The sequence below is a fragment of the Amycolatopsis sp. NBC_01480 genome (assembly GCF_036227205.1).
Classification (GTDB): domain Bacteria; phylum Actinomycetota; class Actinomycetes; order Mycobacteriales; family Pseudonocardiaceae; genus Amycolatopsis.
In genome coordinates this window covers 5,742,281-5,767,287 of the sequence record NZ_CP109442.1, presented here as the reverse complement: position 1 = coordinate 5,767,287, position 25,007 = coordinate 5,742,281, and the positions used below count along the sequence as shown (strand labels likewise).

24 protein-coding genes and 1 pseudogene are annotated in these 25,007 nt (G+C 67.8%); 11 read left to right on the top strand and 14 right to left on the bottom strand.

Going from position 1 to position 25,007, the window contains the following annotated elements; translation table 11 throughout:
- Positions 1-79 precede the first annotated feature (79 nt).
- Positions 80-829 (bottom strand): hypothetical protein, encoded by a 750-nt coding sequence (locus OG371_RS27620; RefSeq protein ID WP_329058125.1) that lies wholly within the window; start codon positions 827-829, stop codon positions 80-82.
- A 385-nt stretch (positions 830-1,214) separates the two neighbouring features.
- Between OG371_RS27620 and OG371_RS27615 the strand changes: the two genes are divergently transcribed.
- The 3 genes from OG371_RS27615 (at position 1,215) to OG371_RS27605 (ending at position 2,920) form a co-directional block, all read left to right on the top strand.
- A complete protein-coding gene (locus OG371_RS27615; protein WP_329058124.1) occupies positions 1,215-1,547 on the top strand; it encodes a hypothetical protein in 333 nt (110 codons plus the stop codon).
- A complete protein-coding gene (locus tag OG371_RS27610; RefSeq protein ID WP_329073276.1) occupies positions 1,511-1,786 on the top strand; it encodes a nitroreductase family protein in 276 nt (91 codons plus the stop codon). Before OG371_RS27615 ends, OG371_RS27610 begins: the two co-directional genes overlap by 37 nt.
- A 192-nt stretch (positions 1,787-1,978) precedes the next feature.
- Positions 1,979-2,920, top strand: a complete 942-nt coding sequence (locus OG371_RS27605; protein WP_329058123.1) for a quinone oxidoreductase family protein — start codon at positions 1,979-1,981, stop codon at positions 2,918-2,920.
- Between the two features lie 756 nt (positions 2,921-3,676).
- On the opposite strand, the gene OG371_RS27600 is transcribed toward OG371_RS27605, so the two are convergent.
- From OG371_RS27600 to OG371_RS27585, 4 genes are all read right to left on the bottom strand, one after another.
- The gene (locus OG371_RS27600) at positions 3,677-4,579 is read right to left on the bottom strand and encodes a hypothetical protein (RefSeq protein WP_329058122.1); all 903 of its coding nucleotides are present in this window, start codon (positions 4,577-4,579) and stop codon (positions 3,677-3,679) included.
- A 418-nt stretch (positions 4,580-4,997) separates the two neighbouring features.
- Positions 4,998-5,531 carry a cupin domain-containing protein gene (locus OG371_RS27595; protein ID WP_329058121.1) on the bottom strand — a complete coding sequence of 178 codons (534 nt, stop codon included), beginning with the start codon at positions 5,529-5,531 and terminating at the stop codon, positions 4,998-5,000.
- A 37-nt stretch (positions 5,532-5,568) separates the two neighbouring features.
- Positions 5,569-6,519: an SDR family oxidoreductase gene (locus tag OG371_RS27590; protein ID WP_329058119.1), complete on the bottom strand. Its 951-nt coding sequence runs from the start codon at positions 6,517-6,519 to the stop codon at positions 5,569-5,571.
- A gap of 64 nt (positions 6,520-6,583) precedes the next feature.
- On the bottom strand, positions 6,584-7,438 hold the full coding sequence (locus tag OG371_RS27585; protein ID WP_329058118.1) for an NmrA family NAD(P)-binding protein: 855 nt from the start codon (positions 7,436-7,438) through the stop codon (positions 6,584-6,586).
- A gap of 158 nt (positions 7,439-7,596) precedes the next feature.
- Between OG371_RS27585 and OG371_RS27580 the strand changes: the two genes are divergently transcribed.
- Positions 7,597-8,244 (top strand): TetR/AcrR family transcriptional regulator, encoded by a 648-nt coding sequence (locus OG371_RS27580; RefSeq protein ID WP_329058117.1) that lies wholly within the window; start codon positions 7,597-7,599, stop codon positions 8,242-8,244.
- 104 nt (positions 8,245-8,348) lie between these two features.
- Here OG371_RS27580 and OG371_RS27575 read toward each other — a convergent pair whose 3' ends face one another.
- Together OG371_RS27575 and OG371_RS27570 are read right to left on the bottom strand one after the other, a co-directional pair.
- Positions 8,349-9,236 (bottom strand): patatin-like phospholipase family protein, encoded by an 888-nt coding sequence (locus tag OG371_RS27575; RefSeq protein WP_329058115.1) that lies wholly within the window; start codon positions 9,234-9,236, stop codon positions 8,349-8,351.
- A complete protein-coding gene (locus OG371_RS27570; RefSeq protein ID WP_329058114.1) occupies positions 9,233-10,234 on the bottom strand; it encodes an amidohydrolase family protein in 1,002 nt (333 codons plus the stop codon). Before OG371_RS27570 ends, OG371_RS27575 begins: the two co-directional genes overlap by 4 nt.
- An 89-nt stretch (positions 10,235-10,323) precedes the next feature.
- Here OG371_RS27570 and OG371_RS27565 point away from each other — a divergent pair, with 89 nt between their 5' ends.
- On the top strand, positions 10,324-10,863 hold the full coding sequence (locus OG371_RS27565) for a TetR/AcrR family transcriptional regulator (protein WP_329057867.1): 540 nt from the start codon (positions 10,324-10,326) through the stop codon (positions 10,861-10,863).
- Between the two features lie 25 nt (positions 10,864-10,888).
- On the opposite strand, the gene OG371_RS27560 is transcribed toward OG371_RS27565, so the two are convergent.
- The 4 genes from OG371_RS27560 to OG371_RS27545 form a co-directional block, all read right to left on the bottom strand.
- On the bottom strand, positions 10,889-11,989 hold the full coding sequence (locus tag OG371_RS27560; RefSeq protein ID WP_329058113.1) for an NAD(P)-dependent alcohol dehydrogenase: 1,101 nt from the start codon (positions 11,987-11,989) through the stop codon (positions 10,889-10,891).
- Between the two features lie 55 nt (positions 11,990-12,044).
- Positions 12,045-13,241, bottom strand: coding sequence for a mandelate racemase/muconate lactonizing enzyme family protein (locus tag OG371_RS27555; protein WP_329058112.1), 1,197 nt, complete (start codon positions 13,239-13,241; stop codon positions 12,045-12,047).
- A gap of 10 nt (positions 13,242-13,251) precedes the next feature.
- A complete protein-coding gene (locus OG371_RS27550; protein ID WP_329058111.1) occupies positions 13,252-14,577 on the bottom strand; it encodes an MFS transporter in 1,326 nt (441 codons plus the stop codon).
- 170 nt (positions 14,578-14,747) lie between these two features.
- Positions 14,748-15,728 carry a LysR family transcriptional regulator gene (locus OG371_RS27545; protein ID WP_329058110.1) on the bottom strand — a complete coding sequence of 327 codons (981 nt, stop codon included), beginning with the start codon at positions 15,726-15,728 and terminating at the stop codon, positions 14,748-14,750.
- A gap of 173 nt (positions 15,729-15,901) precedes the next feature.
- On the opposite strand from OG371_RS27545, the gene OG371_RS27540 reads away from it, so the two are divergent.
- Positions 15,902-16,894, top strand: coding sequence for a ketopantoate reductase family protein (locus OG371_RS27540; protein WP_329058108.1), 993 nt, complete (start codon positions 15,902-15,904; stop codon positions 16,892-16,894).
- A 103-nt stretch (positions 16,895-16,997) separates the two neighbouring features.
- Here OG371_RS27540 and OG371_RS27535 read toward each other — a convergent pair whose 3' ends face one another.
- Both OG371_RS27535 and OG371_RS27530 read right to left on the bottom strand, forming a co-directional pair.
- Positions 16,998-18,263, bottom strand: a complete 1,266-nt coding sequence (locus OG371_RS27535; RefSeq protein ID WP_329058107.1) for an MFS transporter — start codon at positions 18,261-18,263, stop codon at positions 16,998-17,000.
- Between the two features lie 29 nt (positions 18,264-18,292).
- A complete protein-coding gene (locus tag OG371_RS27530) occupies positions 18,293-19,537 on the bottom strand; it encodes an FAD-dependent oxidoreductase (RefSeq protein WP_329058106.1) in 1,245 nt (414 codons plus the stop codon).
- 100 nt (positions 19,538-19,637) lie between these two features.
- Here OG371_RS27530 and OG371_RS27525 point away from each other — a divergent pair, with 100 nt between their 5' ends.
- Together OG371_RS27525 and OG371_RS27520 are read left to right on the top strand one after the other, a co-directional pair.
- Positions 19,638-20,525 carry a LysR family transcriptional regulator gene (locus OG371_RS27525; RefSeq protein ID WP_329058105.1) on the top strand — a complete coding sequence of 296 codons (888 nt, stop codon included), beginning with the start codon at positions 19,638-19,640 and terminating at the stop codon, positions 20,523-20,525.
- A 30-nt stretch (positions 20,526-20,555) separates the two neighbouring features.
- Positions 20,556-21,212 carry an RBBP9/YdeN family alpha/beta hydrolase gene (locus OG371_RS27520; protein ID WP_329058104.1) on the top strand — a complete coding sequence of 219 codons (657 nt, stop codon included), beginning with the start codon at positions 20,556-20,558 and terminating at the stop codon, positions 21,210-21,212.
- A 259-nt stretch (positions 21,213-21,471) separates the two neighbouring features.
- On the opposite strand, the gene OG371_RS27515 is transcribed toward OG371_RS27520, so the two are convergent.
- On the bottom strand, positions 21,472-22,308 hold the full coding sequence (locus OG371_RS27515) for an SDR family oxidoreductase (protein ID WP_329058103.1): 837 nt from the start codon (positions 22,306-22,308) through the stop codon (positions 21,472-21,474).
- A gap of 112 nt (positions 22,309-22,420) precedes the next feature.
- Here OG371_RS27515 and OG371_RS27510 point away from each other — a divergent pair, with 112 nt between their 5' ends.
- The 3 genes and pseudogenes from OG371_RS27510 to OG371_RS27500 form a co-directional block, all read left to right on the top strand.
- The gene (locus OG371_RS27510; protein ID WP_329058102.1) at positions 22,421-23,323 is read left to right on the top strand and encodes an AraC family transcriptional regulator; all 903 of its coding nucleotides are present in this window, start codon (positions 22,421-22,423) and stop codon (positions 23,321-23,323) included.
- 190 nt (positions 23,324-23,513) lie between these two features.
- A protein-coding gene (locus tag OG371_RS27505) for an IS3 family transposase (protein WP_329058101.1) occupies positions 23,514-24,733 on the top strand; the annotation gives its coding sequence in 2 pieces (ribosomal slippage) (positions 23,514-23,796 and positions 23,796-24,733; 1,221 coding nt in all).
- Between the two features lie 59 nt (positions 24,734-24,792).
- Positions 24,793-24,960, top strand: a pseudogene (locus OG371_RS27500) (IS5/IS1182 family transposase); the annotation flags it as partial.
- Between the last annotated feature and the right edge of the window lie 47 nt (positions 24,961-25,007).

Sequence of the window (25,007 nt, the reverse complement as noted above, 5' to 3'; positions counted from 1 at the left end):
ACCAGTCTCCCACGCGCCCCCTGGCATCGCCCGGACCGCCCCGGCCGGGTGTATGTCAGGTCACGACCCTGCGCAGCCCTCAAAGCCCACGCGACCGGAAGAAGGCATCTTCGGCAGCCGCGAACTGGTCGATTTCGCCGCGGTACTCGATCCCGATGCGCTGCTGCAGCCAATCGTCGAGATTGCCGGCCCGGCGCGCATAGCCATCGAGGACTTCGCCGATGTCGACCACGCCGCCCGGATGCCGGGCCAGCCAGGTGGTGATCTTGCTGTTCCGATCGGTCCAGTCCAGCAAGGCGTCGCACGGTAGCACGATCGCGACGGTGGTCGAACCAGCGCGAATGGTCTCCGTGCTCGAGACGATCGGCAACTGAGCATGTGCGAGTTCGTTGCGCATCTTCTGCAGGAAGGCTGCCGTGACGTCGCTGGCGAACAACGCGGCGACTCGTTCGTCGTATTCGATGGCGATCGGGGAGCCAGCATCGAAGTTATGCCTGACGAACCGGCGGAGTTGCGCGACGCGCGTCGCCATTGCGGCGAGTACGTTGTGTAACAGCCGTTGACTCTCGTCGAGCACTTGGTCGAGGACGTCGGCATTGGCGACATCTCTGGTCGGCGGGCGCCTCCCCTGCCATTGCAGCGTGTCGATGAAGTGCCGGTACTCGGCGAGGTTGGTTTGGAAGACGTAGGCAACCCGGTGCACTTGCCGCTGCCAGACGAACGCGCGAAACCCCGGCATAGCTTGCAGCCGCCGCTCCCAGTCGGCTATGGACATCTGCCCGTGGGCGTCGTCGGGATCTGAGGTTGAACCGTCACGGACGTCGATCATCTGTCGGAGCCTGCCAGCTTCTCCGGCGTGGCTCATCACTCGCCCTTGTCAGCCGTTATTCTTAGTGCGCCCAGAAGGTACACGTCGTTATACAGACCGATGGCATGGTCTGCAGCAGCCGGACCGCAGGTTTACATAAGAGCTGTTATCGGCACATCCAATCGCTGCGACCACTCTCGATCAACGTCTGGACGAGCCGGGTCGGCAGGGCTTGCCCGAGCAGGCGGCACCGACACGCGGGTTCGGCGATGACGGGATGCCTGACGCTGCCGCAGACACCGTAGTTCCTCAAGTCACTCTTTCCGGTGAACCCGGGCGAAAGAAACCAACCGCCTGTAGGGTCTTCGCGACGGTGTAGCCAGCCATGGCCGCAAGGGGAGGACCGTTGACGTTCAATCTTGACCACGTCGTGCTCGCGCAGCTCGACGTGCCTGACGTTGCCACCGCGAATGCGCAGCTGAAGGAACTGCTGCAACCCGGTGGGCAGCGAGTAGAGCCCGCGGCCGAATACGAAGCCCGGGACCCCAGCGGCACGATCAGGGTCGTGGTCGACGCACGACGCTCGTTGACCGACGTCGACATCCAGCTCAGCTGGGCGTCCCGGATTCCGGCCGCTCGGCTCGCCGCAGTGCTGTTCCAGACGCCAAAAGCCTCGGCTTCTACGACGCGCCCCACGTTGCTCTGCTGTATGCACCGGAATCGGGCGATCCGCGGCTGACGGCCGATGTCGGCATGTACGCGCAGACACTGCTGCTGGCCATGGCCGCTTACGGGGTGGCCAGTTGTCCCCAAGCGCTGCTGAGTTTCTATGCCGACACGGTGCGCGAGACGCTCGGCGTGACCGGAGGGAAGCTGTTGTTCGGCATCTCGTTCGGATACGCCGACCCGGCGGCGACGATCAACGCGGTCGCCGTCGGCCGCGAACCGATGGAGGAGACAACGCGATTCCACCGCTGACCGGACGTCCACGGGGACTGGTCAGCAGTCGATGATGGTCGACTCGGGGTGCAGGCGTACCACCTGGCCGGGGCTGTCACTGCCCGCCGCGGTGGATGGGCCGCCCGGTATCCGCGGCCGATGCCTCGCCGGTTCCGGTCACTCGTGCGAGTCCACCTTGCCAGCGTTCGATCTCACCACGAGGAGGTTGCGGTGAAGGCGATAATCGTCAAGGAGTCACGCGAACTCGCCCTGATCGACCTGCCGGAGCCGGTTCCAGGACCGGGCCAGGCGCTGGTCGACGTCAAGGCGATCGGCGTCGGTTACGTGGACGTCATGGCGGTGCGGGGTGGTTATGTGCGCTTTCCCGGCACTGGCGCAGTGCCCGGACTGGAGGTCGTGGGCCGCGTGCGTGCGGTCGGCCGGGATGTGTCTGAAGACCTGATCGGGACCGAAGCGCTGGCGTTGGCCGCCTTCGGTGGTTACGCCGAGCAGATCGTCGCCGGCGCCGACCGGCTGCTACCCACGCCAAGCGGTGCCGATCCGGTCGATCTGGTCGCTCTGGGGGTGAATGCGCTGGTTGCCGAAGGGGCGCTGCACCGGACCGGGGTCGTCGCCGGCGATCGGGCACTCGTCCGCGGCGCCGGTGGCGGAATCGGCGTGCTGGCAACACAGATCGCGCGCGCCCGCGGGGCCGAGGTCACAGTGGTCACGTCGTCTCGTGAGCGAGGAGAACGCCTGCGTGCGCTCGGGGCGGCCAAGGTGTTCGACCGCACCGGCGCTGGTCTTCCCGATGAGACGTACGACCTCATCGTGGACACCGTGGGAGGCCCGCAGTTGCCCGAATACCTGGAACTGCCGCGTCCCAACGGGCGATACATCCTCATTGGCGGTGTCGGCGGCAGTCCGGGGCCTGAACCATTCGCCCCGTTACTGCGTGAGTTCCACAAGTCGGTGACATTCTTCACGTTCAGCCTCAACTCGTTGTCGCCAAAGGATCTCCGGCGGTCGTGGGATCGAGTCATGACACTGTCGGTCGAGGGCGACCTGTCTCCCGTGCTCGATGAAAGCTTCCCTCTCTCCGATGCGGCCACCGCACTTCGGCGAGTGGAGCGCGCAACGCCGTTCGGCAAAGTCGTGCTGCTTCCTCACTGACATCGCCCAGCGCGACCAGGGCCTGTTTCTTGGATCACCAAAGACGCTACTGAGAAACCTCATCGTGGTGGTCAAGGATCCATTTCCCGTGCGAAAAAAGCCGAGGCCAGCTTCAGGATTTCAGTACCGCAGGGACTCGGGGTTCCTCCCCGACCAAGACGCCACACGAGCGATCGCTCCGCGGCCTGGGCCTAGCTCTTTCTCCAGCTGACGCACCGTCTCCACGGCACGTTCCTTCAGTTCCGCGGGGTACTTGCCTGCTGTTGCCACGCTGTCCATCCTTCGCGGAGCGGTCGGCCTCTCTGCAAAACCCGGGGTGATCCACCGGCGCTGGGGTGAGGGCGTCACCGACGCCGCACAACTCACTCGAGAGATCTCCACCCAGGGGTAGGCAGCAAGCAGACCGTCCGCCGCTACCTGCACCCTTTCCGCGAGATGCTCACACTACCCCCGGCGCCGTCGGTCGCGCCCAAGGTTCGCCAAGTCACCGGCTGGCTGCCGCGTCGCCCCGGCAGGCTCGACGACGACGAGCAGCGCCAGCTCGCCGACATCCGGTCCCGCTGCCATCACCTCGACAGCCTCGCGGAGCACGTCAAAGCATTCGCCACGATGATGGTCCGGCGGGAAGGCGAAACCTCGATAATTGGCTGTCCACAGTGGAATCTGATGGTCAGCCAGAACCGGCCCCCACTTCCGCCGGCCCGAAAACCGGCAGCCGGGCGGATTCCCGGCTGCCGGTCTTCGATTTCCTCGGAATCAGGGGTGGTAGATCTCCTTGACCGTGGCGATCTGGTCGTCGCCGGTCACATTGATCTGCGCGAGCACCGGGTTGCCGTCCTTCACCTGCTGGAGCAGGCGATCCTGGCTGCACGGCCCGTTGCCGTAGCCCTGGCCGTCGATGGTGACCGAGTTGCCGGGACAGAGGGTGGCCGCGCTGAGCACCTTGCCGCCCTTCTGCAGCGGAAGCCGGTAGGTCTTGCCGTCGAGGGGCACGTAGTGGCTGCCGTCCGGACCGCCCTCCTGGCGGGTGGCCAGCTGGAAGCGGACCATCTGCGCACCGGCGTCGTACCCGGCGAACTGCACCGTTTGAGTGGTGTTCGGGAACAGGCGGACCGGCGTCTTGCCGGCGCCGGCCGAGGGCCTCGTCTCCAGCTGCAGGGAGCTGTTGGGCACGCCACAGACCACCGCACCCTGACTGCCGCCTGCGGAGTCCGCCTGACGGGCGCAGGTCCACTTTCCCCGGACGTCGAGCACCCGCTCGCCCGGGCCTTCGGCTTGCGGCAACTGCTGGTAGTACTCGGTGATCACGGTGAACGCCTCGGTGCAGCCTGGCGTGGTTCCATCGGTGGCGGCCACCGCGATCAGGTCCATCTTCGGCCGTCCCGGTGCGCCGACCTGGCCGCCGTGCCGGCTGCAGTTGACGTCGCCGTTCGGCGCGGTGCCGGAATCCGCGGCGCCGGCACCTCCGGTGGCAGCCCCCTGGCCGCCGCCTTCCGGCACCTGCTCCACGGCCGCCGCCGTCGCCATCGCCATCGCGTTCTGCACCGGAGGACTGGTGCCCGCGGCATTGTTCCCGCTGCACGCGGAAAGCAGAGCGGTGGCAGTGAATGCCCCGGCAACCACGGCCATTTTGATAGTCTTCTTCGCGGTGAATTCCATCTCGGCGCCCCTCTTGCAGCTTTTGTTGAAGCTTTGTCTCCGAAGACGTCGGAAACGGAATCACGTTGCTCCTGGGCGCCGGCAGACCGTAGGGTTGCCCGAAAGTCCGGCTGTCCGGTCCTTACGGGCAGCACTCGGCCGGCTTCGCAACCTGGGTGCCACCCGCTGAACATCCGCCGCGCAGCAAGGTGCAGCACGGCCGGCTCGGCCGGCCAGGTGGAAGCCCCGGTCGACGCCCACGCACGGCAAGGAGGACACGGCCGGCTCATCCGTCCAGCCGCACCGAAGTCCTGCCAACTCGGTGTCCACCGCACGGGAGAACCCTCAGCTTGCAGGCGGCGTGCCGGAAGCAGTCGGTCCAGCCACTCAGGGCCTGGTTTACTCTGCTGGTCACAGCACCCATGCCAGGCGGATGGATTCAGCGTTGAGGTGCGGTCCGGGCCCAGCTGTTGGTGCTGAGGGAGGACCAGTAGTTGTCGAGCAATCGACCGAAGGCGTCGGAGTTCGGTAGCTCGAGGTCCTCCGGTGGCAACTCGCGGCGCTGGGCCGGCATCCCGATCCCGGCGATGATCTGCTCGACGCCGCCGGGCGCGTAACCGTTGAGGACGTGCGTTTCCTGGCTGGTCGTGAAGGCGTGATCGGTGCCGCGAGGTATCCAGATCGAGTCTCCTGCCGTGGCCGTGACGTGGCGTTCCCCGAGCTGCATGTCCATCGCTCCGCTGAAGACGAAGAACCACTCGTCGACGTTGTGGACGTGCAGCGGCGGCCCGACCCCCGCCCGCATCCACTGCTCGATGACGGAGAACGAGCCGCCGGTCTGGTGGATGTCGGCGAGGATGATCCAGAGCGTGCCGTAGAACCAATACGCCGGCGCGTCGTCTTTACTGGCGACGAAGCCGTCTCGGTCCGGGAAAACGGTGGTGGAATTTCGGGTATTTCCGGGTGATGACATCAATCCTCCTCGGCTGATGGACGTCTGTGCCGCACTCTCAGAGGTCGCCGAACGAGCGCAACGCCGCTCTCGCAACGCTGGATTCGGCTGGGCGCGAGCTCGACGGTGCCAGCCGGTCATTCTCGGCGGCTCCGGCGTACGCGTCTTGGACGGCGTCGGCGAGGCTGGTCGGCGGCCGGCCCAGCACGTGGGCCAGGTCTTGACTGTCGGTCTGCAGGTCGCCGTGGGCGATGGAGGTGTCCAGGGCGGCGACGAACCGTGCCGTGTCCTCGCCCATGCCGGCGCTCTGCAGAGCCGCGACATATTCCCCGGTGGGGAGGTCGCGATAGGCCACCGGGGTGCCGGTGACCTCGTGGACGACCTGAGCCAGTTCGGCGAGCGCGAAGGCCGGACCGCCGAGTTCGTAGGCCCGAGCGCTGTCGCTGTCCTGCGACAAGATGACCACGGCGGCCTCGGCGTAGTCCTGGCGAGTCGCCGCCGAGATGGCGCCCGTTCCGGCGGCCCCGACGATTTCGCCGCGCTCCAGATACGATCCCAGCTGGTCGGTGTAGTTCTCGGTGTACCAGCCGTTGCGCAGCGTGACGAACGGCACGGCTGCGGCGCGCAAAATCGCTTCGGTGTCGCGGTGTTCCCCGGCCAGCGGATTGGTGGAGCCGTCGACGTTGAGCATGCTCGTGTAGACGATGCGAGAGACGCCGGTCTTCTCGGCGGCTTCGATGACGTTGGCGTGGTGCGCTACCCGCCGGCCCGCTTCGCTGCTGGACACCAGCAGGAGCCGGTCCACACCGGCCAGCGCGGCAGTCTGCGCTCGAAGGTCACCGTAGTCCGCCGCACGCACCTGCACGCCGAGCGCGCTCAGGTCGGCGGCCTTGCTCGGGGTACGGGCGAGTGCGACGACCTCGTGAGCGACCACGCCGCGAGCGAGCAATTCGCGGACGGCCAGGCGGCCGAGCGCTCCGGATCCTCCGGTGACGCCGTAGACGGTCATGGTGATTCCTCCCGTGAACGATGAGGCGTACCTGCCGGCGGCGAGAACGGAGCGACCTGCGGGGTCAACGCCTGCTCGCGGAGAACGCCGCGGCGTTGTCGTGGACGAACTGCGCGAACGTCCGCGCCGGCCGGCCGAGGATCGAGGGCACGTCGCCGGTGACCCAATCGGAGTCGCCCTCGGCGAACAACGTGATGGCCTGGGTGTTCATCTCGGCGATGTGTTCCGGAACGCCGGCCTCGACCATGGCCTGCTTCTGCTCCGAGTAGGTCAACGGGTGGAACGTGATGGGCCGGCCGAGCACCGTCGAGAAGACCGCTGCCGCGTCGGGGTAGGACAGGCTCTCGGGCCCCGTCGGCCAGTACGTCTTGCCGACGTGATCGGCAGGTGAGGAAGCGATCGCCGCGGCGACGGCGGCGACGTCGCGGGTGTCGATCATGCCGATCCGACCGTCACCGGCGGCGGACCCGAAGCTGCTCGTCCCGGCGATCGCGGGGGCCGACATGAGGAAGTTCTGCATGTAGGCGTTGTTCTTCAGCAGCGTGTAGCCGAGCCCGCCGGCGATCAGGCCGTTCTCGATCTCGGCCTGGTCACGCCGCCGCGCGATGGGAGAGTCGATGGAGGACTTGCTGGTGATCTTCACGACGTGCCCGACGCCGGCCCGGACAGCACCGGCGATCACGTTCAGCTCCTCGGCGGGTATCGCCGGGCTGACGAGAACCACGGCCGAGACGCCCTTCATCGCCGCGTCGACGGTCGCCGGCACACCCAGATCACCAACGACGACCTCGGCGCCGGCCTGGGCGAGCGGCTCGGCCTTCACCGGGTCGCGGACCAGGATCCGCACCGGTTCTCGTTGCCCGGCGAGCAACCTCGCTGTCTCCGCACCCACTTTGCCTGCCGTCGTGACGAGGATCATCGTGCCGTCTCCCTACGGTTGAGACGAGTGGCTCACCTTGATTGAGTCAACTCTAATTTTGGAGTTGACTCTAACCATAGCACTCCTCACCGCGGTGCCGCGGGTAGCGCCTTCCCGCGACGATTGGGTCCGGTCGATGTATAGAGTTCAGTACAAACTTGGAGTGGCCCTGCTACCATGCACGGGTGGCCACTACGGGACTGCGCGAGCTGAAGAAGGCGCGCACGCGCCGGCTCATCGCCGAGACGGCGGCCCGCCTGTTCGCTGAGCACGGGTACGAACGTGTCGCGGTCAGCGACGTTGCGCGGGAGGCCGAGGTCGCCGAGCAAACCGTCTACAACTACTTTCCGACCAAGGACAAGCTGGTCACTGATCGCGAACAGCAGATTCAGGACCGGCTGTGCGAGCTGATCCGCTCCCGGCCGCCGGCCGTCACTCCGGCCGCCGCGATCCGCGACTTCGTCCTCGATGAAACCCTCGCCGGGATTCCCGCCATTCCACCGGAGATCTGGCGCGGCGAACTCGGCCACCTGGCCGCCATCAGCCCGACCGTGCACCGGCTGATGCTGGAGTTGACCGACCGCCAAGCCGCTGCCCTGGCCGCTGCCATCAGTGACACCACTGCGGTGACGCCGGAAGTCGCCAGGCTTCAAGGCATCGCGCTCGCCGCGGTGTTCCGGATCATCATCGGCGATGCCGGCCGCCGCACCAGCGAAGGCCAGAGCCAGGCCGAGATCGCCCACGAACTGCGCCCGATGGTGGAGAACGTCCTCGACGAACTCGACCGCTGGCTCAGCCTCTCGTGACCACCGGCACCGCAGTAGATTCTCCGGCGAGCCGGGCGCCCCGGTAAGCGGCGACGAGATCTACCTCCGGAGGCCACCCGCCGATATCAGGATCCCGCTGACCATCAGGAGTCCCAGGCGGCCTGGATCGCTGCCGCCTCGCGTTCGGCCTGGCGCCTGCCGATGTGAAAAGCCCGACCGGCCGTCTCCGGGTCCATCATCTTCACCGGCGCTTCGAGGTCGCCGAAGTCGGGGTCCACGGCCACCAGCCGGGTTTTTCCACGCAGCTGGGCCACTTCGAAGTCCGCCTTGATCGTCGAAGGGGATCGATCGCTGCCGGGTGCGCCACTCGGGGCCTCGAGCGGCAGGCAGGACACGACCACGAGAACGTCGCTCGGTGGCGCCGCCGCGGCGTTCAGGTGGTTGACGATTCCGCCGTCCATGTAGCGGTTTCCGTTGATGGTGACGGCAGGGAACAGCATCGGCACGACGCAGCTGGCCGCGACCGCGTGGAGCAGCGGAACACCGGATTCTTCGCCCCACACGACAAGCTCGCCGGTGCCGGTGTCGATCGCCGTGCAGCGGAACCCGGCGGGCCAGGCGACACCGTCGAGTGTTCCGAGCAGGCCGAGGTAGTCGTCTTCGGTGAGTGTGGTCGATGCTTCCTGTGCCGCAGAACCGATCGCCCGCAGCGCTTGCCGCGGATCGGCGGCGAAGACGGCTTGGCGCGACGCGTCCAGGAAGCTTTGCGAGCCCGCCCCCAAGCTGCCGAAGTCGAGCTTCTTCCCCACCTCCGCCAAGACGGCGAGCGCGTCGGTGACGTCACGGCCGCAGGCCAGCATCGCACCGACCAGGGATCCCGCCGACGTGCCCACGATCGCCGGCGCTTCCGCCAAGTCGACGCCGGTTTCACGCAATCCGGTGAGCAAACCCGTCTGCCAAGCAACACCAACGGATCCGCCGCCGCCGAGAACGACCGCGCGGGTGGGTGAGCCATTTCCTTGAAGAGTCATTGCTGTTCCTTCCGTGATGTGATGTCGATACCGAAAAGGGAGCAGGCGTTGCCTGCGGTGAACTTGCCGCGGTCTTCGTCGGTCGGGAACTCGATGAGGAACTTCTCGATGTCCGTCTTGTCCGGCCGCTGGAAGGGGTAGTCGCTCGAGAACAGCAGCCGGTCGGGCGTCGTGACCTCCAGGACATGACGCAGCAGCGCGGGATCGAACATCCCGGAACTGGTGATGTGAATGTTGGAGCGGACGTAGTCCGACACCTTCCGGTCCAACCCTGCGAGACTCGAGAGGCTGTCGGTGCGGTCGGTCCAGAACAACAGAAGTTCGCCCCAATGACCGAGCACGAGCTGCAGGCCGGGATGGCGATCGAAGGTGCCGCGGACGATCAGGCGCAAGGCGGCGACCGCGGCCTCCAGGTGCCACCCCCAGCCGAAAGTCGCCAAGGCCAGCTCGGTCAACGGGTCGAAGCCGCTGTAGACGGCTTCACGGACCGTGCGCGAGGGAATCTGCGGGTGGATGAAGATCGGCTGCCGCAAGGCCGCGGCGGCGGCGAACAGGTCGTCGTAACGCGGGTCGTCCAGCGGCGTCTCGGCCGTCCGCCCGTAGACCATCGCTCCGACGAACCCGAGCCCGGCCGCGCGTTCGAGCTCCGCGACGGCGGCTGCCGGGTCCGCCATCGGCAGGGTGGAGAAGGCCCGCAGCCGCGCCGGGTACCGGCCGACGGCCTCGGCCGCGATGTCATTGGCCCGCCTGCTCAGCGTACGTGCGTCCGCCGGCTCCAGCGGCTGTGTCCCGGGTGGCGCCAGCGAGAGGATCTGCAGGTCGACGCCCTGGGCGTCCATCGCCGCGATCCGGGCGTCGCCGATGTCGTGGAGGCGCTCGAGGTTGTCGCCCAGCCCGTCGAGCATGACGCTCGGGTCACCGCGGTCTTCCGGGAGTGCCTGCACCGCCGAGGTGAGCTCGGGCAGGTTCCAGTGTTCTTCGATCGCGATGAGTGCCACGCCAGGTCCCCGATCCGCTGCGGGCAGCCCACTCAACCGCCGTTGAGTGAGACTGTACACGAATCGCTCAACGACTGTAGAGTGAAGCGATGACCGAGACCTCCCGCGACGCCAGACGCGCCCGTACCGCACAGCGGATCCTCGTCGCCGCACGGCAGGAGTTCGCGACCCGCGGCTTCGAGGGCGCGACGATCCGGGGCATCGCCGGCGCGGCGGGCGTGGACGCCTCGCTGGTGATGCAGCACTACGGCTCGAAGGCGGCCCTGTTCACCGCCGCCGTCCAGCTGCCCAGCGACGACGTCGAGAGCGCCGCCGAGCACCTGCTGGAGGTCCTCGCCAACCGGCTGCGCGAACTGCCCCCGGAGACGAGCGCACTCGTCCGGTCCATGCTCACGGTGCCCGAAGCCGCCGACACGATGCGGTCCTACCTCGACGAACGCGTCGACAACCTCGCCCGGTCACTGAAGGGCGACGACGCACACCTGCGCGCCCTGATCACCGTGAGCGGCATCCTCGGCCTGACGATCACGCAGCACTTCCTGAAGCTGCGCGCCTTCGACGACGCCTCCCACGAAGAGTTGCTGCGGGCCACGCGCGGCTGGACCGAATATTTGTCCCGCGACTCGTAGGACCGCCGCGCAGACCGGGCGTGGGTCAGGCGTAGGTGAGGACGGGTTTGACGATGAGGCCGTTCTCCGCGTCCTCGACGGCCCGGTTGATGTCCTCGAAGGGGTAGGTCGTGATCAGCTTGTCGAGCGGAAACCGCCCCTGCCGGTGGAGATCGACGAGCGCCGGAATGACCAGCTGCGGAACGCTGTCGCCCTCGATGATGCCGCGCACGGTCCGTCCGAACAGCAAGCTCGGCATGTCCAGGGTCACCTCGGTGCCGGGCGCGGAACTGCCGACGAGACCGCAGGTCCCGCCCCGGTTGAGGGCGCTGACCGCGCGCCGGAGCACGTGCGGGACACCGGTGGTGTCCAGCGTGTAGTCGAGGCCCGCACCGCCGGTGAGCCGGCGGAGGCGGTCGACCGCCTCGTCGTCGGCACCGTTGATGACGTGCGTCGCGCCCAGCTCCCGTGCCAGTTCCAGGCGCTGTTCGTTGAGGTCGACGGCCACGATGGTCGTACACCCCGCGACGATCGCCGCCATGACCGCACTGAGGCCGACCGACCCGGCGCCGAAGACGGCGATGCTGCTGCCCGCCGGCGGCCGCAGGGCGTTGAGCACGGCGCCCGCGCCCGTCTGGACGCCGCACCCCAGCGGGCCGAGCAGTTCCAGCGGTGCCTCCGGTGCCACCTTCACGATGTTGCGCTCGGTCGCCAAGGCGTGGGTTGCGAAGGCCGACTGTCCGAAGAAAACTCCGTGGACGTCGCCCGCTTCCCGGTGCAGGGTAGTGCTGCCGTCGGCGCGGCCACCGGCGAAATTGCAGGCCACGAAGTGGTCGCAGTAAGCGGATCGCCCTCGGATGCACATCCGGCAGGTGCCGCAGGAGCTGAAGGTGAGCACCACGTGGTCGCCGGCCGAGACGGAGGTGACGTCCGCCCCGACGGTTTCGACGATCCCGGCGCCCTCGTGGCCGAGTACCGCGGGCAGCGGCACGGGACGCCGCTGGTCGCGCACCGCCAGGTCGGTGTGGCACACTCCGGAGCCCACGAGCCGGACGATCACCTCGTTCCGCCGGGGTTCGTCGAGTTCCAGCTCGGCCAGCGTGAAAGCCGCGCCTTTCGACTCGGTCACCGCCGCGGTCATGCGCATTTCGTGTCTCCACCATGGATCGACGCTTGCCTGCTCACGGGTTTGCTCCTCGACGTTACAGCCACTCGCGGGACTCGGTCACCGATTCGATGTGCGCGGTCTCGAGCGCGAAATCGGACAGTTCGTTGCCGATGCCCGGGAGGTCGGGCACCGAGATGTAGCCGTTGACGGGCTGGTAGTCGTGGACGCACAGCTCCTTGTTCCACGGCGTGCGGTTGGCGACGTGGTGCTCGTGGATGGTGAAGTTCGGCAGGACCGACTCGATCTGCAGCGCCGCCGCCGTGGACAACGGCGTGCCACAGACGTGAGCCTGGACGCCGACGTCGTAGGTGGCCGCCATGTCGCAGATCTTCTTGGCCTCGGTCAGCCCGCCACAGGTTCCGAGATCCGGCTGGATGACGCCGAGGATCCCTTCTTCGAGGTAGGGCGCGTAGTCCCAGCGCCCGACGATGCGTTCGCCGCTGGCCAGGGGGATGTCGACGGCCTCGGCCACCCGCTTGTGCAATCGGGGATGTGGCGTGGTCGGCTCCTCGTAGTAGAAGATGCCGTACTTTTCCGCTCGTTTGCCGATCTGGATCGCGGAGGCCACGTCGGTGAACGAGTGCGCCTCGACGATGAGGTCGCGGCCGGCTCCCAGGGTTTCGCGCGCGGCCGCGATCCGTTCTTCGACGAGGTCGAGGGTGGCGGGGCCGAGGAGCCGGGTGCCTTGTTCCGGCCGGAAGCGGACCCCTTCCCGGCTGAACGTGAGGAAGTCGATCTTCACCGCGTCGTAGCCTTCGGCCGCGGCCCGGTCGCAGGCGTCGACGTAGTCGGCGGTCCGGCCGGCCCGGCCGAACTCCTGGCCCCAGCCCAGTTGCAGCTGGCTGGCGTAGCTGCGCAGCCGGTCCCGGCGCTTACCGCCGAGGAGCTGGTGCACCGGCACGTCGAAGTACTTGCCCTTGATGTCCCAGAGCGCCACGTCGATGGCGCTGATGCCGGCGAAGACCGTGACACCTCCGTTCTGGCCCCAGAACGACTCTTTGTAGAGCTTGTCCCAGATGACCTCGTTCGCCAGGGGGTCCATGCCGATGACCAGGCCCGCGAGATCCTTGACCATGCCGAACGCCCCGGAAGATCCGATCCCGTAGGCCATCGCCGCTTCGCCGTACCCGTGGATTCCCTGGTCGGTGTTGACCCGGCAGACGACGGGCCGCCACGTGTTACCCGTGCCCCGGGGGTGCAGGACCATGACGTCGACACTGGTGATCTTCATTTCGTCCTTTTCAGAGAGCGCTTCCGAGCGTTTCCCGCGACGACGCGATCACTGCCGCGCTCACCGCTGTCACGCCCACGAGGAACAGCCCGACGAACGTGAACTGGGTCCAGCCGGCGTTGCCGAAACTGCGTTGGCCGGCACTCCACAGGAGCGCACACACCATCGGCGTGAAGCTGCCCAGGAAACTGCCGAACTGGTAGCTGACGCTCGCTCCGGTGTAGCGGGACTCGGTGGCGAACCGTTCAGAGATGTACGCCGCCAGCGGCCCCAGCAGGCAGCCTTGGATGATCGGGCTGCCGAGCAGGTAACCCGCCAGCACCAGCAGCGGCCGGCCGCTGCTGAGCAGCATCAGCAGCGGGAACGCGAACACGAAGCTGAGCACGCATCCGGTGAGCAGTACCCGCTTGCGCCCCACCCGGTCGGACAGCCGCGCGTAGAAGCCGATGGCGAAGACGTGGACGAACGAGGCCAGTGCCGTGCAAGCCAGGACCGTGGTCGCGGAAAGACCCGCGGACCGGGCGATCGTCACGCCGAAGGTGGCCATGAAGATCGCGTAGAGGAACGTGGCGAGCGAGGCGAGCGTCGCGACCGCGACGTGCCCGGGGTAACGGCGAAACACGACCAGGATGGGCGACCGCTGTCCGGTCGCCGACTTCTCGGCGCGTTCCCGGGCCGCGACGAACAAGGGGCTCTCGGAAACCCGGACCCTGACGTAGAGCGCAAAACCGACGAGCACCGCGGAGAGCAGAAAAGGGATCCGCCAGCCCCACGCCATCAGCTGCGGTGCCGGCAGCAACGCGACGGCGGCGAACGCGAGAGTGCCGAGCAGCCCGCCCGCGGGAGCCCCCATGTTGGCCGCCGACGCCGCGAAGCCACGATCCTTTTCCGGTGCGTGCTCGAGCGCCATCAAGGCCGCTCCGCCCCATTCGCCGCCGACCGCGATCCCCTGCAGAATCCGCAGCGCAAGCAGGAGCAGCGGTGCCGCGACACCGATCTGGGCCGCCGTCGGCAGCACCCCGATGAGCGTCGACGCTCCCCCCATGATCGACATCGTGATCACCAGTGTCGACTTGCGGCCGATCCGGTCGCCGAGCCGTCCGAACACCACCGCGCCGAGCGGCCTCGAGAGATACCCCGCCGCGAAAGTCGCGAAGGAAATCGTCAGCGCCGCCGCCGAACCGAGCCTAGGGAAGAACAGCGGACCGAACACGAGCGCCGCCGCCGTGCCGTAAAGCAGGAAATCATAGAACTCCACGGTCGAGCCGATGAAGCTCGAGATCAATACGCGCCGATATCCTTTTCCATCGAAGGCGGCCGGCACGTCCCTGGTCACGGAAGCGCTTTGAGGTTTGGTCATCGCGTTCTCGAATCTTCCGGATGATGACCGGCATCGTCGCCGGTCCAGCCAGGCTACCCGGCCTTCACGAGTGATGTCACACAACAGATTCACGTAACGTGACAACGACTTTTTGTGACGCCGAACCAGCGTCTGGCGAGCACCATTCAGGCTGATGTCAAATGCTCTTCGCCGTCCGGCGGTATCCAGGTTTCCACGTCGCGCGGTAGCAGTCGCAGCCATTTCTGCTCACGCGCGACCTGCCTCGCGGCCGCGACGAACCCGTGCACCTCGCGCCTCGATTCGTTCTTCCGCCAGAAGATCCGCCACGGGAAGTACGGCTGAACGTCCGTCAACGTCTCGAAATGGAAGTATTCGGCACCAGGCCTGTCGCGCGTTCCCGCCATGGCCAGGATCGGCGGGATCTCACCGGCCATCTGGCCACGGCCGATGGCTTCGACCATCGTGTTGTCGTGCGGGATCTTCTCGAATTCCACGTCGTAGGCGGCGGCCAGTTCGTCGCAGAACCTGATCCAGCTGTGGACCCTGCCACCGGAGATGCCGGTGACCCCCAGCCGGCTGGTGCGCAAGGCGAGCGGACCCGGGTCCCGGACGTCGCGCGCCAGCACGGGATCCAGCCGCAGTGGAGCCGAACCGAGCGCGGGGTTGATTTCGGCCAGCCGGCCCATGCCCACGTCGAGACGGCCGTCCTGCACCGCTTTGACCTGCTCCGAGCTCAGCATGTCGTAGAAGTCCACCTGCGACTCGGGGTGCTGCCGCCGGAATACCGGCCAGCAGTCCTGCATCATCCGCCTGCCCTGGATCTCGGCGACCCGGACGTGCGAGGCTCCGGCGTCGGAGTAGCCGAAGAAGTCGTCCGTCGCGGCCACCAGCGCCCGGGCGTGGGCGAGCAGCGACGTTCCCTGCTCGGTGAGCCGAACGAGCGACCGGTTGCGCTCGAACAGCGGACGGCCGACCAGCTCTTCCAGGCGCCGGATGTGGCTGCTGACGCCCTGTTGGGTCAGGCCGAGCACACCGGCGGCTTTCGTGAAGCTCATCTCGCGGGCGACCATCGTGAACGTGCGGACCAGACGGGTGTCGAGGTCACGGGGAACACGGAGAGATCCTTTGTGCTCGGTCACAGCCATCGTCCCTCCCGGGCGTGCGAGTCCGGTGACGGCACTGCACGCCGTACCGGGTCGACAATGGGTTGCGCGCTCTCACAACGGGCCGTTGTTGGTGACCCACCACCGGCTGCCCCTAGCCTTCGGAAAAGGCTGTGGCCGGAAAGTGCGCCGCCGACGGGCTGGGAAAGGAGAGCATGCGGTACTGCATCTACGGGCTCGGGGCGATCGGCGGGCAGATCGCGGCCCGCCTGGCGCGGGCGGGCGCCACCGTGAGCGGAGTGGCGCGCAACGACACCCTGGCCGCGATCCGTGAGCGCGGGATCGGCCTGCGCGAGAACCGCGGGGCGCCGATCGCGTGGCAACCGATCGAGGTCGCCGAACGGCTCACGGACCTGCCCCCGGCCGATTGTGTCGTCGTCGCGGTCAAGACCACCGCGTTGCCCGCGATCGCCGACGACCTCGCGGCGGGGTTGCCGGCGCACAGGTCGATCGTGACCGCGATGAACGGGGTGCCGTGGTGGTTCTTCGACGGGTTCGGCGGCCGCATGCGCGATCACCGGCTGCACTCGGTCGATCCGGGCGGCCGGCTCGCCTCGGCGTTTCCCGCGCGACGGGTCATCGGGGCCGCGATCCACCTCAGCGGGTTCACGCCGGCGCCGGGAGAAATCGTGCGGACCTCGGGCAACCGCATCGTCATCGGAGCCGCGGATCCGGCTTCCCGGGCGGCCCACGCAGGCGCACTCCGGTCCGATCTCCGCGAGGCAGGGTTCGACGTCGAGGTCAGCCCGGACATCCGCCGGGACATCTGGTTCAAGCTGTACGGCAACGTGTCCCTCAACCCGGCTTCGGTCCTGACGCGGATGCCGGTGGACCGCATCCTCGGTGACCCCCTCGCCCGCGATTTTGTCGCCCGGTGCGTGACCGAAGCGAATGCGATCGGCCGCGCCATCGGACTGGGGATCGACCAGTCCGCCGACGAACGGCTCGAATCGACCGCCCGCCTCGGCTCGTTCAAGCCCTCGATGCTGCAGGACGCCGAGGCCGGACGGCCCATCGAACTCGACGCCTTGCTCACCTCCGTCCGCGAGATCGGCGCCGCGCTGGGCGTGCCCTCGCCGAACATCGACGCGCTGCTCGGCCTGTGCCGCCTGCACGGGGAAGCCAACGGCCTTTACCACCGCCGGTGACAGCTCCCGGTGACCCTGCACAGACGTTCTCCCCTCGGCGATCCAGTGCTTGCTGAGCGCGACGCGGCTGTCGGCGACGGTGGCGTCGATGACCGGCGAGTCGTCAAGCGGTGGGCCCGCCGGCCGACGAGGCCCCCGCACGAAGACCGCGGTCGGGAACGTCCACCGCGGAGGACCTTTGTGGACGGTCATCCCGCACGCCGAGGACGGCGAGGGCGCCCAGCAGCGGACCGATCGCCAGCACCGCGAACGCGGCGTGGAAGGAGCCCGAAGCGTGGAAGACCGGGCCGACCGCGGCGGGCACCAGGACACTCCCCAGTTGCCAGATCGCGTTGACCGTTCCCGCCGCCGAGCCGGTGAGCCGGCCGCCGGCGGGTTTCGGGATCATCGCCGCGGTGAGCGGGCTGTAGGCGTAAGCCGTGATCCCGAGGACGGGCGCGACCACCAGGAAGGCGGTGTAGCTGCGCAATGCCCCGAACACCAGCAGTGTGGCGGTGAACAGCACCAAGATCACCATGATCGGCAGCCGCATCCCGAAGCCGAGCCCGTCGGTGAGCCACCCGACCACCGGCTTCACGCCGACGGCGACGGCGACGGCGGAGAAGATCACCACGACGATTCCGGCGTCGACCGGGGAGATGTGGCTGCCCTTGATCATCAGGGTGTTGGACCACGTGACGAAGCCGTAGGTACCCCAAAGGCCACCGAAGCCGGCCAGACCGAGCAACAGCAGATTCCGGTTGTGCAGCAGCGGCCGGATGTCGGGCAGCGCACGCCCGGCGCTGTCGGCCCGGGCTGCGCCGTCGCGCAGGAAGACCGCGCACAGAAGAGCCAGAACCACCGTCACTCCCCCGAACAGGTGGTAGGAGGCGTGCCAGTCCGCGTGCTCGATCAGGGTCGGCACGACAGCGTTGGCGATGACGGTGCCCAGCGAGGTCGCCGTCATGAAGATCCCGCTCGCCCGGCCGAGTTCGCTTTCCGGGAGCCAGATCGTGATGAGTTTCATCCCGGCGGAGAACTCCACTCCGGCGAAGAGACCGACCAGACCCTGCACGGTCAGCCCGAGCGGGATCGAGGTGGTCGAGCCGAACACGATCATCAGCGAGCCTGCCGCCAGCAGGCTCGTACCGAGCACTACGCGGCTGCCGAGCCAGTCGGTCAGGAACCCACCCGCCGCGTTCGACACGACATAGCCGATGTAGTAGCAGGTCGCGAAGATGCCGAGCGCCGCCAAGGGGACGTGCAGGGAGTCACTCACCGCGGCGGAGGCCGGCCCCCAGGTCGAACGGTCCACCGAGGTCATCGTGAAGCTCGCCCAGCACAACAGCAGGACGACCCAGCGGTAGGGAGAGGGTGCTGCGGAACTCATCGTCGAGTCTCCAATCGCGAAGAATGTGGTCAGACGATCGCGTCCTGGCGGAGAAGTTCCGCGCGGACGGCGCCCACGTCGTGCGGCGTCCCGCCGGCGTACTGCGCGCCCGCGACGCCGGCGGCATGCCCGGTGGCGAAGGCCGTACCCATCACGCGCACGGAAGCGTAGGCCTGAGCGTCGGCACTGGTCAGACGGCCTACACCCCACACGTTGCCGGTGCCGGCCGAGCAGATCGTGTCGTAGGGCACGTCGTACCAGCCGCGCCCGGCCAGCTCGGTGTAGCGGGTGACGCCGGGACCCGCGTGGTCCTCGATCGGCCAGCCACACCGGGCGATCGAAACCTCGGGCCGCTTGCGCGCACCGAGTACGTCGGAACCGGTGAGCGTGTCCCGGCCGGCGAGGTGCCGGCTTTCCCGGATGCCCATCTGGGGTCCGGTCTCGATCAGGTACGCGCCGGACCAGCCGGGCAGGTGCTTGCGCAGCGCGTCCAGGTAGAGCCACGCCTGGCGGCGCGCGCCGGCCTCGTCCCGGCTGAGCGCGGCCGCGTCGAGCACATCGACCTGCGCATCGACCAGCAGGGCGATGACTTCGCCGGTGAGCGGCAGGTGCACCGCGATGCCGTAGTCCCTGGCCAGCTCCACGCCGGTGTTCTGGTGGTAGGCGGCGATCGCGGCCCGCAGACCCTCGCGCGAAAGGTCCGCGTCCCGGCCGACACCGCCAAAGCGGCAGACCAGCGTGCTGGTCTGCCGGCGCTCGACCGGCTCCACCCGTACACCGGCGTCCGCCGCCGCCAGGAGCGCGCCGTCGCCGCTCGCGTCGACGAAGGCCGGCGCGGTCACCTTCTCGCGGCCACCCCGATGGTGCAGCTCGACTTCGGCCACCCTGCCGTCTTCACGACGCGCGCCGATGAGTGTGGTGTGCAGGAGCACGTCGACCCCGGCCGCGGCGGTGACGGTGTCGCACGCCAGCTTGGTCGCCTCGGTGTCGAGCAGAACGATGCGGTTGCCGGTCCAGCCCATGGTCTTTTCCTCGTACGCGCCGAGGCCTCGCAGCTGCCGGAGCACCTGCTCGCCCACCCCGGCGACCACGCGCTCGCCTCGCTGATCGAAGAACCCGCAGTAGGTCAGCACCGAGCTGGTCGTGGCCGCCCCGCCCAGAAACGGGTACTGCTCCACCAGGAGCGCCCTGGCCCCGGTCCGTGCGGCGCCCACCGCCGCCCCGATACCGCCCGCGCCGCCCCCGACGACAACGACGTCGTACGACTTGCTCATCGCCTGCCCTTCCTCGTGTCCAGCCAGTACACGATGCGCGGTGGGGACGGCGCCAATATCATTCGGGCAGGCAGGGTATAACGCAAAGGTATGGCCACCCATGGAGCTGCGGCAGCTGCGGTACTTCGTCGCGATCTTCGAGCACCGCTCGATCTCGCGTGCGGCCGAACACCTGCGCATCTCGCAGCCGGCGCTGACCCGCCAGCTTCGTCAGCTCGAACGCTTCGTGCACGCTCCCCTGTTCGACCGCGTGCCCGCCGGCGTCAGTCCGACGCCGGCGGCCCTGGCTCTGCACGAACACGCCCGGCTCGTGCTACGGCTGGCCGACGCGACCCGGGAGGTCGTCCGGTCGGCCGGCCCGGCCAAGGAGATCGTCCGCGTCGGGCTGCCGCCGGGCGCGCCCGTGGCGTGGCTCGAGCAGGTGCTGCGCACGCTCCGCGACCGCGTCCCCGAAGCGGCGGTCTCCTTCACCGACGCCAGCAGCGCCGACCAGGTGCGCATGTTGCGGGAAGGCCACCTTGACCTCGCCCTCACCCACCAACGTCCGGCACCGCCGTTCACGGCGCGATTGCTCTACGAGCAGCCGTTCGGCGTCGCGATCCGGCCTGACCACCCGTTGGCCGGCCGGACTCGTTGCCCGCTCGCCGACCTGGACGGGGTGCGGGTCCTCGCGCACAGCCGTGACCAGGTGACCGCCGAGCACGACCGGGTCCTGAGCGCGGCGGAGGCACTCGAAGTGCGCCCTGATTGGGTGTTCGCCTGGTTCACCGAGAACGCACTCGCCTGCGTCACCGCGAGCGACGCCGTCGCCGCGCTGCTGACCCGCCCGAGTGCGGAACGGCTGCTTCCCGGCTGGCCATGGGCGCCGCTTTCCGACCCCGGATTCGCCCTGCCCACCTGGCTGGCACGGCAACCGCAGGTTCGCGCGATCGTGGCCACGGTGGCCGACGTCTTCGCAACGAAGTCGCCGACCGACCCAGCCACGTGACGCCCTGCGGCTGGGGCATGACTTGCACGCATGGGCAGCGCCCTCCGCTGTACGTCGACGCCCCCGCGCCCAGCTGGCGGACGCCCCGGCCTGACCGGTTCGGATACGGTCGGAGGCGCTATCGTCTCCGCCGTGGAGAACTTGATCATCGTGCCGGGCTTGGGTGGTTCCGGGCGTGGTCACTGGCAGTCCCACTGGCACCGGGACCTGCGCGGCGCCGTCCGGGTCGAGCACCGGCACTGGGAACGACCGGAGCGGGATGAGTGGGTCGCCGAACTGCACGACACCGTCCAGCGGACGACAGGGCCGATCGTGCTGGTCGCCCACAGCCTCGGCTGTCACACCGTCGCCCATTGGGCTCACCGACACGCCGATCAGGTCCGGGCGGCGCTATTGGTGGCACCGCCCGATATCGACTACTCGGCAACCCACGGCGCGCCGATCGCCGGTTTCGGTCCGTCCGCGGCGAACCCGCTGCCGTTCCCGGCTGTCCTCACGGCCAGCAGCACCGACCCCTGGGCAGCGATCGGCTGGTCCCGCCGGCTGGCCGAACAGTGGGGTGCACGGTTCGTCGACCTCGGCGACGCCGACCACGTCAACCCCGAGGCCGGCTTCGGTCCCTGGCCTCAGGGTGAAGCACTGCTCCGAGACCTCCTCGCCGAGACCGTCGTGATGAGCGTTGAGTGAGAAGGCGCGGCGTGATCGCGTCAGGTGGGGATCGGGAAGGCCAGTGCATCCCTGTACGCGGACCGCACACATGGATCAAGTCCATGACGCGCCCAGCGGGCGCCTTTTCGACTACCTCCAGGCACGGGGTCGTCGCACTTCCTGACCACCTCGAAATGCACCGGAGTCTAAATCGCATGCTAAACACAAGCGAGACAGGCATATGCCGTCCGCGCGGCCGGCGGACAGGGAAGTCAGCGGTCCGCCGGGCAGGCGTTGCTCACAAGGCTGGGCCGAACTCGCGCCAGGACCAAGCGGTGTACTCGGGCTCGGAGGTGCTCCACTTCATCCTCATCCGCTCGTTCTGGTCCTCGCCGACCACCCAACGCAGTCGGCGGGCGTCGTCGTTCACCGATGCCAGGATGGCCTGCGCGACGTCCTCCGCGGTGGGCAGGGGGACCGGGGGTTCGGCGGCGTGCTGCGCGAAGAAGTTCATCCGCTGCTGCACGTACGCGGCGTAGGCCGGAGGGATGTCCAGCGTCGGCGCGGAGGCGTACAACTTTGGCACCAAGGCCGTGGTCGGCACAAAGCCAGGCTCGATGATTTTGACTTCGATGTTCTGCGGCGCCAGCTCCAGGCGTACGGTCTCGGAGAAGTTGTCCAACGCGGCCTTGCTCGCGTTGTAGGCGGCCATCAGCGGTTCGGGCACGATCGACGACGCCGAGGTCAGGTTCACGATGTGTCCGCCTCCGTGTTCCCGCAGGTGCGGGATCGCCACCCGCATCAGCTCCAGCGGGCCGAACAGGTTCGTCTCGAACAGCAGGCGGACCACCTTGTCCGGCGTCGTCTCGAAGACCGAGAACGCGGCGATGCCAGCAATGTTGATGACGGCGTCCACTCGCGCAAAAGCGGCGACGCCGGCCTCGAAGGCTGACCGGATCGACGTCGGCTCGGTCACGTCGAGCGCGATCGGCAACAGCCGGTCCGAGGGCTCGCGGTCCCAGTCCTGCGGGTTACGCATGGTGGCGACGACGTTCCAGCCGGCGTCGCAGAAAGCGACCGCCGTGGCCTTGCCGAAGCCGGTGGAGCTGCCGGTGATGAATGCGGTCCTTGCCATGAAGGCCTCCTCTAGAGATCGACTGTTTCTGAGTCTAGAAACCACAGGTCAGACGATCTATAGTTGGGAGTCCGCGATTAATTACAGATCGTCCAGCCCGGAGGGGTGCTAGGTGGATCCGCTGAATCAGCTCGTCGACATGCTTCGGCCGCGCGCCCTGGTGTGGAAGCGGGTCACCGGACGCGGTGACTGGGCGTGGCGATTCCCGGCCACCGAGGGCGTGGTCTTCGGCCGCCTCGTCAGTGGGCGCTGCCGCTTCGACCTGCCCGGCGCCGGTGAGAGAAGCCTGGAGGCCGGCGACTACCTGTTGCTGACCAGGCCTTCTACGTGGCTGCTGCGCGGCGGGAACGAGGCGGCCGAGATCGTCGACTTCGAGAAAGTCTTCGCGGAGATGAGCCCGGAGCGCTCGGACGAGAGCGACCCTGAGCTGGTCCGGATGCTCGCCGGGCACTTCCAGTTTGATTCGACAAACATCGAAATGCTTACTGCTTTTCTGTCCCCGGTCTTGCACCTGCGCGCGAGCGAGTCCAGTACTCGACTGAACGGTGTCTTCGCGCTGATCGACGCGGAAGCCCTCGACGCCCCACCCGGCCAGGAGGCTGTATTGTCCCGATTGCTGGAGATCGTGCTGATTGAACTTATGCGGTCGCCCGAACTGCTTCTGGAGCAGCAGCACGGCATGCTCGCCGGGCTGATGGACCCACAGATCGCCCCGGCGCTGCACGCCTTTCACGCCGACATCGGTCAGGGCTGGTCGGTGTCCTCAATGGCAGCCGAGGCGCACATGTCCCGCTCCGCTTTCTCGGAACGGTTCAATGTCCTGGTCGGTCAACCACCCATGATGTATGTGCTCCACTGGCGGATGGCCGTCGCCCGCGATGCGCTCCGCTCCGGCCGGCAATCGATCGGCGACATCGCGCTCGCCACCGGATATGGCTCGGCCAGCGCGTTCAGCACCGCCTTCACCAGAACTGTAGGCCGCTCACCGGCCCGATTCGCCCGCGAGGCCGGCTGACCGGCCGCGAATCACCGCTCGGCGACATAGAGCGGGGGCCGGCCGCCCGCTAACCGTGCGCACTGGCGACGAGGGCGGCAGCGACGGTCGCGCGGCCTGCGGTTGGTAACCTGGGACGGCTTGGTCAGAATCTGGAAGTGGATCGCCCCGGGTTGGTTGGAGGCTCTGATACCTGGAAGGGTGAGGAGCTATGGCACCACCGAGGAAATACTCGTCTGAGCTGCGGGAACGTGCCGTCCGGATGGTCTTTGAGCTACGTGAGCAGGGCGAGCGGACGGGTGTGATCGCTCGGGTCGCCGACCAGCTCGGTGTGCATCGGGAGGCGTTGCGGACCTGGGTGCGGCAAGCCGAGGTCGATGGCGGGAAACGAGCCGGTACGTCGACAAGTGATATCCAGCGGATCGCTGAGCTGGAGCGGGAGAATCGTGAGCTGCGGCGGGCGAACGAGATCCTGAAGGCCGCGTCGGCGTTTTTCGCCCGGGAACTCGACCCGAAACCGCCGCGCTAGTCGAGTTCATCGATACCCACCGGGATCAGTTCGGTGTTGAGCCGGTCTGTGCCGTGTTGGAGGTGTCGCCGTCGACGTATTGGGCGGCGAAGAAACGGGAGTCGGCCCCGTCGGCTCGTGCGGTCCGGGACGAATGGCTGAAGAAGGAGATTCTGCGGGTGTGGCGTGGGCCGGGCCGTGGCCTGTACGGGGCACGGAAGGTCTGGGGCCAGCTCTGTTGGGAGGGTGTCGAGGTGGCGCGGTGCACGGTCGAGCGGCTGATGCGCGAGCTGGGCATCAGCGGGGTGACCGCGTCCCGTCGGCGGCCACGGACCACCATCCCGGGCACGGACAGGCCATGTGACCTGCTGGAACGTGACTTCACCGCGGACGCGCCGGACCAGCGGTGGGTCGCCGACATCACCTACGTCGCCACCACGGCCGGCTGGGTGTACACCGCGTTCGTTCAGGACCTGTGCTCCCGCCGGATCGTGGGCTGGCAGGTCGCTGACCATCTGGGCGCCGATCTCGCACTCGACGCCCTGGAAATGGCGATCTGGGCACGCGCAGGCGACACCGAAGGTGGCATTGACGGTCTTGTTCATCATTCCGATAGAGGCGTTCAATATACATCCATTCGCTACGCCGAACGGCTTGATCAGATCGGTGCGGCACGTTCGGTCGGCAGCACAGGAGACTCCTACGACAATGCCGCAGCCGAATCGCTCAACAGTCTCTATAAGAAGGAGCTCATCGACTACCGAGGAGAATGGGAGAACACAACGGACGTGACACTGGCCACCATGGAATGGGTTGCCTGGTACAACACCGAACGGCTACATTCGTTCTGCGGGAACATTCCTCCGGCCGAGTACGAAGAGACGTTCCACACCACGGCCACTGACGCCGGCGCAGCGGTCTAAGGGATGTCTCGTAACCCGGTGTCGGGCTGGCCGGGCCGGTAGTCGATCATGTCGGTGTGGTGCAGGTGATCACAGCGTCGCGGCCGGAGTGGATTGCCCCGTTCACCGGGCTGGCGCCGGGCCAGTTCCGCAAGCTGGTGCGGCTGGTCGCAAGGCGGGGTGGGGACGAGATCGCGGACGGCCGTCCGGGCCGGCAATGGGCGTTGCCGCTGGAAGACCGCGTCTTGACACTTGATCGCCGAATATCGACCATCGATGGTCGATATTCGGAGGC

Bases quoted from the DNA above. Each gene is read 5' to 3' on its own strand.
- OG371_RS27575 (WP_329058115.1), bottom strand. From the start codon at position 9,236: ATGACTCTTCAAGGAAATGGCTCACCCACCCGCGCGGTCGTTCTCGGC.
- OG371_RS27560 (WP_329058113.1), bottom strand. From the start codon at position 11,989: ATGCGCATGACCGCGGCGGTGACCGAGTCGAAAGGCGCGGCTTTCACG.
- OG371_RS27595 (WP_329058121.1), bottom strand. From the start codon at position 5,531: ATGTCATCACCCGGAAATACCCGAAATTCCACCACCGTTTTCCCGGAC.
- OG371_RS27585 (WP_329058118.1), bottom strand. From the start codon at position 7,438: ATGATCCTCGTCACGACGGCAGGCAAAGTGGGTGCGGAGACAGCGAGG.
- OG371_RS27590 (WP_329058119.1), bottom strand. From the start codon at position 6,519: ATGACCGTCTACGGCGTCACCGGAGGATCCGGAGCGCTCGGCCGCCTG.
- OG371_RS27545 (WP_329058110.1), bottom strand. From the start codon at position 15,728: ATGGCTGTGACCGAGCACAAAGGATCTCTCCGTGTTCCCCGTGACCTC.
- OG371_RS27540 (WP_329058108.1), top strand. From the start codon at position 15,902: ATGCGGTACTGCATCTACGGGCTCGGGGCGATCGGCGGGCAGATCGCG.
- OG371_RS27600 (WP_329058122.1), bottom strand. From the start codon at position 4,579: ATGGAATTCACCGCGAAGAAGACTATCAAAATGGCCGTGGTTGCCGGG.
- OG371_RS27515 (WP_329058103.1), bottom strand. From the start codon at position 22,308: ATGGCAAGGACCGCATTCATCACCGGCAGCTCCACCGGCTTCGGCAAG.
- OG371_RS27620 (WP_329058125.1), bottom strand. From the start codon at position 829: ATGATCGACGTCCGTGACGGTTCAACCTCAGATCCCGACGACGCCCAC.
- OG371_RS27530 (WP_329058106.1), bottom strand. From the start codon at position 19,537: ATGAGCAAGTCGTACGACGTCGTTGTCGTCGGGGGCGGCGCGGGCGGT.
- OG371_RS27520 (WP_329058104.1), top strand. From the start codon at position 20,556: ATGGGCAGCGCCCTCCGCTGTACGTCGACGCCCCCGCGCCCAGCTGGC.
- OG371_RS27525 (WP_329058105.1), top strand. From the start codon at position 19,638: ATGGAGCTGCGGCAGCTGCGGTACTTCGTCGCGATCTTCGAGCACCGC.
- OG371_RS27565 (WP_329057867.1), top strand. From the start codon at position 10,324: ATGACCGAGACCTCCCGCGACGCCAGACGCGCCCGTACCGCACAGCGG.
- OG371_RS27535 (WP_329058107.1), bottom strand. From the start codon at position 18,263: ATGAGTTCCGCAGCACCCTCTCCCTACCGCTGGGTCGTCCTGCTGTTG.
- OG371_RS27555 (WP_329058112.1), bottom strand. From the start codon at position 13,241: ATGAAGATCACCAGTGTCGACGTCATGGTCCTGCACCCCCGGGGCACG.